The organism is Actinomadura sp. NPDC048955 (assembly GCF_040649435.1).
Classification (GTDB): domain Bacteria; phylum Actinomycetota; class Actinomycetes; order Streptosporangiales; family Streptosporangiaceae; genus Spirillospora; species Spirillospora luteofluorescens.
On sequence record NZ_JBEZJI010000002.1, the window covers coordinates 219,066 to 231,517 of the forward strand.

12 protein-coding genes are annotated in these 12,452 nt (G+C 72.5%); 5 read left to right on the forward strand and 7 right to left on the reverse strand.

The features are described from left to right. The first annotated feature begins 8 nt into the window (after nucleotides 1-8). Nucleotides 9-335, forward strand: a complete 327-nt coding sequence (locus AB0C84_RS03080) for a rhodanese-like domain-containing protein (RefSeq protein WP_361060555.1) — start codon at nucleotides 9-11, stop codon at nucleotides 333-335. Between the two features lie 163 nt (nucleotides 336-498). Here AB0C84_RS03080 and infA read toward each other — a convergent pair whose 3' ends face one another. The 5 genes from infA to AB0C84_RS03105 form a co-directional block, all read right to left on the reverse strand. After that, nucleotides 499-723 carry a translation initiation factor IF-1 gene (infA, locus tag AB0C84_RS03085; protein ID WP_179844764.1) on the reverse strand — a complete coding sequence of 75 codons (225 nt, stop codon included), beginning with the start codon at nucleotides 721-723 and terminating at the stop codon, nucleotides 499-501. Continuing rightward, nucleotides 720-1,514: a GNAT family N-acetyltransferase gene (locus AB0C84_RS03090; RefSeq protein ID WP_361060557.1), complete on the reverse strand. Its 795-nt coding sequence runs from the start codon at nucleotides 1,512-1,514 to the stop codon at nucleotides 720-722. The genes infA and AB0C84_RS03090 overlap by 4 nt, the downstream gene beginning before the upstream one ends. A 201-nt stretch (nucleotides 1,515-1,715) precedes the next feature. Next, nucleotides 1,716-3,647 (reverse strand): ABC transporter permease, encoded by a 1,932-nt coding sequence (locus tag AB0C84_RS03095; protein ID WP_361060559.1) that lies wholly within the window; start codon nucleotides 3,645-3,647, stop codon nucleotides 1,716-1,718. A 3-nt stretch (nucleotides 3,648-3,650) separates the two neighbouring features. After that, nucleotides 3,651-4,358, reverse strand: coding sequence for an ABC transporter ATP-binding protein (locus AB0C84_RS03100; RefSeq protein WP_361060822.1), 708 nt, complete (start codon nucleotides 4,356-4,358; stop codon nucleotides 3,651-3,653). A gap of 164 nt (nucleotides 4,359-4,522) precedes the next feature. Next, complete coding sequence (locus AB0C84_RS03105; RefSeq protein WP_361060561.1) at nucleotides 4,523-5,902, reverse strand: SGNH/GDSL hydrolase family protein; 1,380 nt, start codon at nucleotides 5,900-5,902, stop codon at nucleotides 4,523-4,525. A gap of 126 nt (nucleotides 5,903-6,028) precedes the next feature. Between AB0C84_RS03105 and AB0C84_RS03110 the strand changes: the two genes are divergently transcribed. From AB0C84_RS03110 to AB0C84_RS03120, 3 genes are all read left to right on the forward strand, one after another. Then, nucleotides 6,029-7,360 carry a sensor domain-containing protein gene (locus AB0C84_RS03110; protein ID WP_361060563.1) on the forward strand — a complete coding sequence of 444 codons (1,332 nt, stop codon included), beginning with the start codon at nucleotides 6,029-6,031 and terminating at the stop codon, nucleotides 7,358-7,360. Then, nucleotides 7,330-8,016: a response regulator transcription factor gene (locus AB0C84_RS03115; RefSeq protein WP_361060565.1), complete on the forward strand. Its 687-nt coding sequence runs from the start codon at nucleotides 7,330-7,332 to the stop codon at nucleotides 8,014-8,016. The genes AB0C84_RS03110 and AB0C84_RS03115 overlap by 31 nt, the downstream gene beginning before the upstream one ends. 136 nt (nucleotides 8,017-8,152) lie before the next feature. After that, entirely contained in the window at nucleotides 8,153-8,704 is a 552-nt protein-coding gene (locus AB0C84_RS03120; RefSeq protein ID WP_361060567.1) for an SMI1/KNR4 family protein, read from the forward strand. Nucleotides 8,705-8,822: 118 nt separating this feature from the next. Here AB0C84_RS03120 and AB0C84_RS03125 read toward each other — a convergent pair whose 3' ends face one another. After that, nucleotides 8,823-10,514 carry an MFS transporter gene (locus tag AB0C84_RS03125; protein ID WP_361060569.1) on the reverse strand — a complete coding sequence of 564 codons (1,692 nt, stop codon included), beginning with the start codon at nucleotides 10,512-10,514 and terminating at the stop codon, nucleotides 8,823-8,825. 253 nt (nucleotides 10,515-10,767) lie between these two features. After that, entirely contained in the window at nucleotides 10,768-11,508 is a 741-nt protein-coding gene (locus AB0C84_RS03130; RefSeq protein WP_179844756.1) for a helix-turn-helix domain-containing protein, read from the reverse strand. A gap of 265 nt (nucleotides 11,509-11,773) precedes the next feature. Between AB0C84_RS03130 and AB0C84_RS03135 the strand changes: the two genes are divergently transcribed. Further along, the gene (locus tag AB0C84_RS03135) at nucleotides 11,774-12,433 is read left to right on the forward strand and encodes a DUF4097 family beta strand repeat-containing protein (RefSeq protein ID WP_361060571.1); all 660 of its coding nucleotides are present in this window, start codon (nucleotides 11,774-11,776) and stop codon (nucleotides 12,431-12,433) included. Nucleotides 12,434-12,452 lie beyond the last annotated feature (19 nt).

The following is a 12,452-nucleotide window of genomic DNA, read 5'->3' on the forward strand; positions in this document are numbered from 1 at the left end:
GCAGTGACATGACCGCACTCATCACCCGTGACGAGCTGAAGGCGGCGATCGAGACGGGCTCGGTGACCGTCCTCGACACACTGGGCGGGGAGTACTACGCCGAGCAGCATCTTCCCGGCGCCGTCGAGCTGGTCCCGGCCGACGTCGACGCCCGGGCGCCGGGCCTGCTCCCCGACCGCGACGCCGCGATCGTCACGTACTGCTCGAACCCGGCGTGCGGCAACAGCGGCCAGGTCGCCGACCGGCTCACTGCCCTCGGCTACACCAACGTCCGCAAGTACCGCGAGGGGATCCAGGACTGGGTGGAGGCCGACCTCCCCACCGAGTCCGCCTGAGACGGCGGGGGAGGGCGGCGCGAGAGCCGCTGCCTTCCCCCGATCGGTCACGACCCGGGCGATCGCGGCCTGGTGGGGTGGTGCTGGAGATCATCGGAGCCCCGGCCACGTGAGAACGCCGTGACCGGGGCCCCGGATCAGCTATCGCGGAATGCGCCCGGCGCTAGTTGCGGTAGCGGAAGACGATTCGGCCGCGGGTCAGGTCGTATGGGGAGAGCTCCACCAGGACCCGGTCCTCCAGGTAGATCTTGATGAAGTTCTGCCGCATCTTGCCGCTGATGTGCGCGAGCACCCGGTGTCCGCCCTCGAACTCCACGGTGAACATGGCGCTGCGCAGGCACTCGACGACCTTGCCTTCGAGTTCGAGGCCGTGCTTGTTCCTCGTCATCGGACCAGCTCCAGGTTGCTGGACACCGACCGGGCCCCGATGCCTTCGAAAAGTGCCGAGGCGGCCTGGTTGGACTCGTGGACTTCGGTCCAGGCCTCGGTGAACCCGGAGTGGTGCAGTCTCTCCAGTGCGTGGGCCAGCAGCGCCTGGGCGATGCCGCGGCGCTGCTCAGCGGCGCGGACCGCGATCAGGCCGATGTGCGGCCGGATCACCGTCACCACCCGGATCAGACCCAGGTATCGGTCCGGCGTCGCGGCCACCGCGTACTTCGACGGGTCGACGATGGTGTCGTCTTCGGGACGGGGAAGCACCTCCGCGGGCATCGACCGCCACCATCCGACGGTCGCCTCGACCTCGTCGCGGATGGCGCGGTCCACTTCTCGCAGCAGGCCCTCGTCCGCCTGACCGGCGGGCACGATCGTCACGCCCGGAGGCGGCAGGACTTCGGCGAGCCCTGTGACGCGCGGGTCGGTCGGGACGGCGTACTCCCACTCGCGGCGCCGGATCGTGAAACCGGCCCGCCGCCACCTGTCCGTCATTTCGACGTCGGCTTCATCGACCACCGTGTACAGCGGCGCCGGCAGTTCCGGGAGCATCGCCTCGGCGAGCCGGTCGAAGGCGGTGTCGTGCCAGGCGTCGATGCCGACGAACAAGCGTCCGTCGGGCCGGTGGGCCGCATACCCACGGCCGACCACCAGGTCGTCGTCCAGTGCATGCCATTGCCTGTCCGCGACGCGCGTGATTTTCACCGCGTGCTCGCTCAGGCCGGATGTAAAAGGTTTTGGGTTCATCGGAGTCTCCTTCAGGAGTGCCTCGATTTTCAGGCGCTCCTGGCGACACCGATCGTCAGCCGCCGGACCGTGACGGGCTGAGGGAGCACCCATGGGTGACAGGGTTCACGGGTCTCACCTCCTAGCGACGTCTTCACGGCCGAGCAGGACGGTAGCAACGGGTCGCCGCCTCACTCAAACCCTTTTTATGCATGGGGGTGTCTAGTCGCGGGCGGCGAGCAGGGCCGTGGGGGACGGTCTCGTCGCGGCCACCGTGGTCAGGGCGGCGGCCACGGCCGAGACGGCCAGGAAGACGACGGTCAGCAGGCCGAGCAGGCTCCACGGGACGGCGAGAACGCGGACGCCTTGCATCTTCGGGAAGAAGCCCGCCAGGGCCCCCGCCGCGACCAGGGAACCCAGCGTCAGGCCGATGAAGGTGACCGCGGCGGACTCGATGACGGCCATCCGGACGACCTGGGCGCGGGTCAGGCCCGTGGCGCGGGCGACGGCGAACTCGGTGCGGCGTTCGGCGGCGGCGATCACGACGGCGTTGATGACCGCGATGGCGGCGTACAGGCCGGACATGCCCATCAGGACGGACATGATCCCCGTGGTGCCGCGCTGCTGGTCCGCCACTCTGGCGTCGGCCCATTGGCGGAGGGTGCGCACCTCACCGAGCCCGGCGGCGCGGATCCGGGTGGCGACCGCCTGCGGCGATGCGCCGGGAGCGACCTGAACCAGCGTCTCCGTGGGCGCGTCCGCGAGCATCTCGGCGGGGACGAGTTCGCGCGGCACCAGGAAGTTGTCGCTGCCGTTCTCCAGGACTTCCGGCAGGCGCGCGACGATGCGCAGCTTGAGCTTGCGGGAGCCGATCCGTGCCGTGACGTCGCCGTTGCGGACGCCTTCGGTGGCCAGTTGGGGGCCGATCGCGATGGTGCGGCCGTGCAGCGCGTCCAGGGAGCCGGAGCGCAGGGTGAGGCGGTGGGTGCGCCGGTAGGCGGTGGCGTCCACGGCGGTGATGCCCGAGTAGCGGGTCTGCCGGTAGGAGCGGCCTTCGATGCGGTGCCGGGACGTCACCGACATCTCCACCGGGCTCTGCGGGGACGCCACGGCGACGCCCGGAACCTGCGGGATTCGGGCGGCGGCGGCCCCCTTCGAGGTGACCACCAGGTCGGCGGCGGTGAGCCGTTCGAGGTCGGCGCCGGTGGCGCGGGCCAGCGAGTTCAGCGCGCCGGTGAGGCCGATCAGCAGGCCGACCAGGACGATGACGGGCGCGGCCGTCGAGGCGCTGCGCCGTACCGCGTCGCGCAGGTTCGCCTGTGCCAGCTCGCCGAGCACGCCGGTGCGCAGCACCGTCCCGAGCGCCCGGCCGACCAGCGGGACGGCGAGCGGGCTCAGCGCGCTGAGCGCGATCGATCCGAAGATCGACACCGCCATCCCGAACAGCAGGGCGCCGAGCAGGTCGGCGCCGTGCCCCGCCGAGATCATCAGGATCGTCAGCGCGAGGGAGGACACCCCCGACAGCCAGCGTCCGACCGTCATCACGCGGGTCGCGCGCGGGGCGCCCCGCAGGGCGTCCAGCGGACGAACCCGGGCCGCGCGGTAGGAGGCCGACAGCACGCCGAAGATCGCGACGCTGATCCCCACGCCGGGCGACATCAGGAGGACTCCGGCGGACCAGCGCGGGGAGAAGCCACTGGGCAGCAGCCCGATGCCGACGAGCAGCCGGGCCTGGAGCCAGGTGCCCGGCACGCCCAGCAAGATCCCGACGACGCTGCCGGCGAGCCCTAGCAGGAACGCCTCGCCCAGCAGCAGCCTCACCAGTTGGGGACGGCTCCCGCCGAGCATGCGCAGCAGGGCCAGATCCTTGCGCCGCTGCTCCACGGCGAACGCGAACGTCGAGCCCACGATGAACACCGCCAGGAACATCGCCAGCGGTGTGGCCATGCCCAGCAGCGTGGCGGCCCCGACGTACCCCTCCCGGATCTGCTCGGCCGTCCGGCCGGAAGTGCCCGGCGGGATCTTCGGCTCGCCCGTCGAGAGCAGCACGAGGACCGACGACTGCACCAGCGCCACGCCCAGGGAGACGGTCAGCAGGGCCCCGGTGAACAGCGGCCAGCGGTCCCGGACGGTGCTGGCGGAGATGCGCAGCACGCGTCAGTCCTCCAACCGGGTGAGCCGCTCGGCGACCTGGGCGGCGGACGGACGGATCAGGCGGTCGGCGACGCGGCCGTCGGACAGGAACACGACCGCGTCCGCGCTCGCCGCCGCGACCGGGTCGTGGGTGACCATCACGACGGTCTGCCCGGCGGTGTCGACCATGCGGCGCAGCAGCCGCAGGACCGTGCGGGCCGATCCGGTGTCCAGGGCCCCGGTGGGTTCGTCGGCGAACAGCACCGAAGGCCGCGTCACCATGGCGCGGGCGATCGCCACCCGCTGCTGCTGCCCGCCCGACAGCTCGCGCGGACGGTGCCGCGCGCGGTCGGCCAGACCGACGTCGGCTAGGGCGGCCCGCACGTCCTTGCGCGAAGGCCGGGCCCCGGCCAGCTTCAGAGGAAGCGCGACGTTCTGCTCGGCGGTGAGCGAGCCGATCAGGTTGAAGTTCTGGAAGACGAACCCCACGGCGCGGCGCCGCAGCGCGGTCAGCGTCGCGTCGGTGGCGTGGGTGACGTCCTGCCCGGCGAGCAGGACGTGCCCGGAGGTCACCCGGTCCAGGCCCGCGGCGCAGTGCAGCAAGGTCGACTTGCCCGAGCCCGATGGGCCCATCACGGCGGTCCATGAACCGGCGGGGAACGTCACGCTGACGTCGGTCAGCGCCTGCACTCGTGCTTCCCCCGTCCCGTAGTGCCTGCTCACCTGGTACATCTGCACCGGTGCGACCGGGACGGCGGCATGCACGCGGGCGGGATCCGTGAGTGCAGGACCCGTCGTGGTGCGATTCGTCGCGGGGCCTCCCATCGCAGGCCCCGTCAAGGGCGGTCCCGTCAAGGGCGGTCCCGTCATTGGAGGGTCTGTCCTTGCCGGGTCTGTCATCGCAGGGTCCGTAGGTCGAGGCCGCGTGCGAGGGCCTGGTAGCCCGCGTCGTTGGGGTGCAGCCCGTCCTGGTAGACGTACGAGAGCCGGGGACGGTCCGGGTCTGCGGGGTCGGCCATGATGCGGTCGGCGTCCAGGACGGCGTCGTAGGCGCCGCTGGTCCGGATCCAGTGGTTGACGGCGTCGCGGTTCTTCTCGACCTGGGGTGTCCAGACGGGGAAGAGGGCGCCCTTCAACGGGATGATGGTCGTCCCGACGACCTTGAGGCCGCGGGCGCGGGCGGCGCGGATCAGTTGCCGCTGGGCGGCGATGACCTGCGCGGCGGTCGCCGGTCCGCCCGGCCGCAGGCAGGGGTCGCCGGGAGTGACGCGGATGTCGTTGGCGCCCAGGTGGACGATCACCGCCCGCACGCCGGGACGGTCCAGGACGTCGCGGGCGAAGCGGGCAGTGGCCTTCTCTCCGCTGCACGCCGAGTCGTAGCGCAGCCGGTTTCCGCCGATGCCCGCGTTGACGACACTGAGTGGGCTGCGGGTGGCGGCAAGACGTTCGGCCAGCGCGTCCGGCAGTCGCGCGTCGGCGCCCGGCGCGGCTCCGACGCCGTCGATGAGCGAGTCCCCGAACGCGACCACCGTGCCCGCGCCGTTCTCGCCCGTGCGGGCTCCGCCGGTGCTGTTCCCGCTTGCACTGCCGTTACCGCTGGCACTGCCGTTCCCGCTGGTGACCTCCACGCCCGCCAGGTAGTACAGCGCGTCGGTGGAGGCGGTGTAGGCGCCGCCGCCCTCGTCGGACAGGTGGTCGCCGGAGGCGCGGTAGGCGGGCTGGGTGGTGAAGCGGTGGAAGGTCGCGGGCCCCGTCGCGCCCGTGAACCGCAGCGTCACCGCCAGCTTCTCCAGTGGCGCGGTGGCCAGCGGCACCGGATCGCTGGCGATCTCGGCGCCCGGCGCCACGGTGGCGGACCGCGTCCCGTCGAAGGTCAGCGCGGCCATGGTGCCCGGCCACGCCTGGGCGCCGCCCGCCGAACGGGCGACGGCCGCGGCGGCGACCCGCAGCGGCCGGGTCCCGTACAGGTTGGACAGCCGGATCCGCACCTTCGCGCCGCCCGCGCTCAGCCGGACGACCTGCCTCAGCGAGTGGTCGCCGAAGCCTTCCACCGACCAGTTCGGCCCCTCGTCCTCGCCGCCGGCGATCGGCCGCTGCATCGCCGCGCCCCAGCTCTGAGACCAGCCCGCGGTCTGGTGAGGCGCGGTCTGGTGGGACGCTGCCTCTGCCGCGCGCTCGGCGGGCCGGGGCCAGGCGTATCCGATCCCGCCGATCAGCGCTGCGGCGGTGACGCCGGCCAGGGGCGCGACCATTCGTGCGGGGAGCTTTCGTCTCATGCTCCGATCCCACCGCCGAGGCACCGGCGGCCGCATCACGGTGATCCACCAACTTGGTGGTATGCCTAGCACTACCCCTGCGTTCGTGGAGGCCGGGCACGTCGCGGGGTCGGCTAGCGTACGGCTGTGCCGAACGACCCGCCGCCCACCCTTCTTGCCGCGATGGGACGCCGCGGGTTCCTTCTGACGGCCTGGCCCTGGCGCGCCGCCGGCTACCTGCTGTCGACCGTCGCCGTCGTGGTCGCGGCGGGTCTGCCGCTGGCTCTGCTCGGTGTGCCGCTGCTCCTGGCCGCCGTCTCCGACGCCGCGCTCGGCGAGCGGGCGCTGCCGGCCGTCCTCGGGCTCCTGCTGGTCGCCGGGCTCGGGCCGGCGGCGACCATCCCGCTGACCGGGCTGGAACGGCGACGGCTCCGCATGGTGGACGTCCGCCCGGCGGGCCCGGGGCATCGGCGGCCGCCCGAACGGGGCGTCCTGCCGTGGCTGCGGACCCGCTACACCGAGCCGGTCACCTGGCGCGCGCTCGGATACTTCCTGCTGCTGGCCGCCGCCGTCCCCGTCCTGTACGCGGCGCTGCTGTCCGCGCTGGCCTTCGAGTTCGGTGCCGTGACCGCCCCGCTGATCCTGCTCGGCGGCGACGGGCCGATGGTGCTCGGCCCGGTGAGGATCGCGACCTCGGAGGCCGCGCTGCCCTACGCGGTGGCGGGGCTGGTGCTGCTGCCCGCCGTCCCGTATCTGCTGGCCCTGGTCGCCGGGGCGCAGGGCGCGCTCGCCCGGGCGCTGCTGGGCAACGGCTCCGGCGGGCGGCTCCAGGCGGAACTCGTCGAGGTCGCGCAATCCCGGGCGCGGCTGGTCGACGCGTTCGAGGCCGAACGCCGCCGCATCGAACGCGACCTGCACGACGGAGCCCAGCAGCGGCTGCTCTCGCTCACCCTGAAACTCGGGATCGCCCGCGTGGACCTGCCGCCCGGATCCCCGGCGGCCGGCAGTGTCGCGGACGCCCACGCGGAGGCCAAGCTGCTCATGACCGAGCTGCGGGAACTCGTCCACGGGATCCATCCCCGCGTCCTCACCGACCGGGGCCTGGCGGCGGCGCTGGGCGAGCTGGCCGACCGGTCCCCGCTCGCCGTCACCGTCGAGGCCGACCTGCCCGGACGGCCGCCCCGCCAGGTCGAGAGCACGGCCTACTTCGCCGCCGCCGAGGCGCTCACCAACGCCGCCAAGCACAGCGGCGCCGACCGGGCCGCGGTGGTCGCGCGCCTGGCCGGCGGCGTCCTCACCCTGGAGATCACCGACGACGGCGGGGGCGGCGCCGACCCGGCCCGCGGCACCGGGCTGACCGGCCTCGCCGACCGGGTGGCGGTGATCGACGGCAGACTGCTCGTGTCGAGCCCCGCCGGGGGCCCGACCCTCGTCCGTGTGGAGCTGCCTTGCGAACCGAACCGACCGCCGTCCGGATAGTCCTCGCCGAGGACGGCGTCCTGCTGCGGGAGGGCCTGGCCGGGCTGCTGGCCAGGTTCGGCTTCGACGTCGTCGCCGCCGTCGAGGACGCCGAGGCCCTGCTCGACGCCGTCGCCGAGCACCGCCCCGACCTGGTCGTCACCGACATCCGGATGCCGCCGGACTTCTCCGACGAGGGGCTGCGCGCCGCCGTCCGGCTGCGCCGCGCCGACCCGGGCCTCGCGGTGGTGGCGCTCAGCCAGTACGTCGAACTGAGCTACGCCGCCGACCTGCTCGACTCCGGCGACGGCCGCCGGGTCGGCTACCTGCTCAAGGACCGGGTGGTGGACGTCGCCGACTTCGTCGCCGCGCTGCGCCAGGTGCAGGGCGGCGGCACGGTGGTGGACGCGCAGGTCATCCGGCAGCTCATCGGCCGCCGCCGGGACCCGCTCGCGGCGCTGTCCCCGCGCGAGCACGAGGTCCTCGCGCTGATCGCCGAAGGGCACTCCAACGCCGCCATCGCCCGGCGGCTGGTCGTCACCGACGCGACCGTGGGCAAGCACGTCCGCAGCATCCTGGCCAAGCTCGACCTTCCCCAGACCGACGACACGCACCGCAGGGTCCTCGCCGTCCTGACCTACCTCCGCGACCGTCCCCCCGCCCCGGACGCCCGCTGAGCTTCGTGCGGCCCGGTGCGTCTCGAAAGCCCGGGGCGATGGAGCCGAAATCCCCGTGGACATGCCGCCGGTGCAGCTTATGCTCGCGGAAAGCGCCGATTCGCCAAGGGATGGATGCGCCGTGGAGTAGACGCGCATGGAATGGATGTGGAATCGCCAGGTGGTTCTTGCTGCCCTTGCCTCGCTGGGCGACAAGGGCGAGCTGGGGCCGCCGTGCCGGTTGGAGTACGTCCTCGACCTGGAACGACGTCTCGATGTCCGTCTTCCTGAGTCATATCGCGGCTTTGTCCTGCGCGTCGGTGACGGGGGTGCGGGGCCGGGGCACGGTCTGTGGCCGCTTCGCCGGTCTGCCAAGTGGGCGGACCGCGGTGTCTACGCGCCCCGTTATCTGGCGACACCGTTCCCGTTCACCGCTCGCGTTCCCGGTGAGCGTTTCGAGGAACCGGACGAGTACGCGGATTACGAGGACGTGCTGACCGGATCAATGATCATCGCCGAGATCGGGCATGGGGCGTACTTCCGGATGGTCGTGACCGGGGCGTCCCCCGGGCGGGTCTGGCGCGACGAAGTGCGCGGCCTTCGCGGCACGCTCACCCCTGGCCTCGACTTCGCCGACTGGTATGCGAACTGGCTGCTGCGGCTCGGCGCTCTCAAGGGAACCCCTGCCGGTCGCCGCCGGCTCGTCTGAGCGACATCACGGGCGCGGTCGGCGACCGTGGCCGGCGAGCCCGGACCAGCTTCCTGATCCACGGGCCGCCGGCGCGCGGTGCGGGGTGGGGCCGGTCCGGGGTCGCGGGCGCGGTCTGTCAGACGCTGTGGGCGGGGGTGCCAGGCGGCAGGTCCGGGGCCCCGTCCTCCTCGGCGACGGTCTGGTCTTCAGGCGCGGTCTGGTCCCCAAGCACGGTCTGGTCTTCGAACACAGTCTGGTCTTCAGGCGCGGGCTGGTTCTTGGGGACGATCTTGTCTTCGGGGGCGGGGCGGTGCTCGGGGCGCGGGGTGTTCATCAGGACGGCGACGATCAGTGCGCCGGCCGCGAGGATCCCCGCGGACCAGGCGCCGGCCGCGCCGAAGCCCTCCACCAGTGCCTGCTTGGCGACGGCCGGGCTCGGGCCGTGCGAGGCGTGGGAGACCAGGTAGTCCGCGGTGGCCGCGGTGGCGATGGTGTTGAGCAGCGCGGTGCCGATCGAACCGCCGATCTGCTGCGCGGTGTTGACGCTCGCCGAAGCTATCCCGGAGTCGCCCGGGTCGACGCCGTGGGTGGCGTAGTCGAGGGACGCCGGCATGATCATGCCCGCGCCGAAGCCGAGCAGGAGTTCCGCGACCAGGACGCCGGCGGCGTAGGGGGTGCCGGGCTCCAAGGTGAGCATCCACAGCATCCCGGCGGAGCTGACGAGCATGCCGGGGACGATCAGCGCGCGCGGCGGGACCTTGGGCAGCAGCCGGGTGGTGAGCCCGCCGGCCGACAGCAGCACCGCCGCGGCCATCGGAAGGAAGGCCGTGCCCGTTCTGATCGGCGAGTACCCCTTGACGACCTGCATGAAGTACGTCAGGAAGAGGAACGCCCCGAACATCCCGATGACGGCGAGGCCCACGGCCAGGTAGGCGCCGCCGCGGGTACGGTCGGCGATCACGCGCAGCGGCAGCAGCGGCTGCGCGACGCGGCTCTCGACGAGGGTGAACGCGGTGAGCAGCACCGCGCCGGCGGCCAGCAGGCCGATGACCTTCGCCGAGCCCCAGCCGTCCGACCCGGCCCGGCCGGTGGCGTACACGATCGCGACCAGACCGGCGGTGACCGGCAGCACGCCGAGGAAGTCGAACCGCGCCGGGCCCGGGTGCCGGGACTCGGTGAGGATCGCGAACCCGCCGACCGCCGCGATCACGGCGATCGGGATGTTGATGTACAGGCACCAGCGCCAGTCCAGGTAGTCGGTCAGCGCCCCGCCGGCCAGCAGACCGATCGCGCCGCCCGCGGCGGAGATGGCGCCCCAGATCCCGAACGCCTTCGCGCGGTCCTTCGGTTCGGTGAACGTCACGGCCAGCAGCGACAGCGCGGCCGGGCCGAGCAGCGCGCCGAACCCGCCCTGCAGCGCGCGGGCCGCCAGCAGCATCTCGAAGTCGGCCGCCGCGCCGCCGAGCGCCGACGCCCCGGCGAAGCCGAGCAGGGCGATCAGGAAGGCCCGCTTCCGGCCGGTGTAGTCGGCGATCCGGCCGCCGAGCAGCAGCAGGCTCCCGAACGCGAGCGTGTACGCGGTGATGATCCACTGCCGGTCGCCGTCGGAGATCTGCAGGTCCCGCTGGAGCGACGGCAGCGCGATGTTCACGACCGTCCCGTCCAGAACGATCATGAGCTGGGCCAGGCCGATGAACGGCAGCGCGGCCCAGCGGCGCGAGCCGGCCGGCGGCGCGGGCGCCTTCGTGGTCGCCATGACTTCGTCCTCACTCGTGGTGTGGCATGCCGCGCGAAATCGTTCGCGGGCCTCCTGACGAACACGAGACACCGGCGGCCGGGTCCTTCTGACAGCCCCCTCATGTGAGCCGCACCACGAACCTGTTGACCGCCGAGGCGGTGCGGTTGGGGCCTGTCTCGAAGTGGCTCCGGTCAAGCGCGCGAACGCGTGACCTGGCCGGTGGAGCGAAGCCGGAGGCGAGCGGAACCGGGCAGATCGCGAAGCGATGCCGCGTTCGCCCAGGCACGGTCACGTAGCGAGCCGCCAGGCGAGCGAAGTGGGCCGGGACTTTGAAACACAGCCCCTAGCCGCGGTCGGGGGCGGTGGTCTCCGGGGGTGTTTCGGGCTTGGTGTAGAGGACGTCGCGGGCCTGCTCCACGGCGCGGGTCAGGCTTTCGCTGACGAAGTCGAGGAAGCGGGCGGCGTTCTCCAGGCGGGTGCCGGCCGGGGTGCCGCGGCCGAGGACGGCGACGCCCTGCCGCGCGGCCTCGCTGAAGCGGTCGTTGTCCCGAATGCTGCGGATCATCGACTGGTACCAGAGGTCGTTGTCGACGACGTAGCGCTCGCGGCGGCCGTCGCTCTCGCGGCGGATGAGTTCCAGGCCCGTGAGGAGCGTGACCGCCTTGGAGACGGACGCGGCGCTGACCTGGAGGCGCTCGGCGAGTTCGGAGGCGGTGAGGCTGGTGTCGGCGGTGTAGAGGCAGCCCAGCACCCGGGACGCCATCTTGGGCAGGCCCGACGCCATGACGATGGTGGCGATGGTCTCCTGGAACTCCTGCACGGCCTCGGCGTCGCGTCCGTAGGGCTGCGGCGCCGCCTGCGCGCCCCGGGGCGCGGCCTGGGTGCGCCGCCGGGTGCGGCGCTGGGTGGCGTGGTGGGCCAGCTCGGCGCGGTAGCCGGCGGGGCCGCCGTTGCGCATCACCTCGCGCGTGATCGTGGAGGTCGGACGGTCGAGGCGCCGGGCGATCTCGGCGTAGGCGAGGCCGTCGGACAGCCCTGCCGCGATCTGCTGGCGCTCCTGCTGCGTGAGCCTGCCTCCGGGCATCACGACCCCCTTCGATGCCCGCGCGGGGCGATGGCGTTGCCGAGTGTTCCCTGACGCCGCAAGCATAGCGTTCACCCCTCGTGCATTGCAACGGTCGACGGACTGGTCGTTGCGTTAGATCAAGACTCGTTGCAATGATTATGTGACTCTGACCTGCATAGATGCTGCTCTAATGCAAAGTTGATGTTGCCTACTTCTGGAAAGCAACGTAGCTTTTCCATTGTTCGAAACGACCAGCCGCAAGGCCGAGCGCAAGGAGAGCACGATGCAGAAGTTCGACACCCCCGCCCCGATCGCCGCCGTCCTGGACGTCCCCGCCGGGCGGGTCCAGCTCATCGCCGCCGACCGGGCGGACGCCGCGGTCGAGGTCCTGCCCGCCGACGCCTCCAAGGGGCGCGACGTGAAGGCCGCGGAGCAGACCACGGTCGAGTTCGCCGACGGCGTCCTGCGGATCGCGGTCCCGGTGACGAACCAGTACCGCGGTTCCGGGTCCGTCGAGGTGACGGTCCAGCTGCCCACCGGTTCGCGGGTCGAGGGCAAGGCGGCCGCCGCCGAGTTCCGCACCGTCGGACGGCTCGGCGACGTCGCCTTCGAGGGCGCCTACCGGTCGATCAAGCTGGACGAGGCCGCGAGCGTCCGCCTCACCGCCACCGACGGGGACGTGGAGGTCGGCCGGCTGGGCGGCCCCGCCGAGATCAGCACCCAGCGCGGCGACATCCGGATCACCGAGGCCGTAAGCGGCAAGGTCATCCTGAGCACCCAGTCCGGCGACATCTCGGTCGGCGCCGCCCCGGGCGTCTCGGCCTCACTGGACGCCGGCACGAGCCACGGCCGCGTCACCAACTCCCTCAAGAACGACGGCACCGCCGGGCTCGACATCCACGCCACCACCTCCCACGGCGACATCGCCGCCCGCAGCCTCTGACCTGCGGCCTTACCGAAAC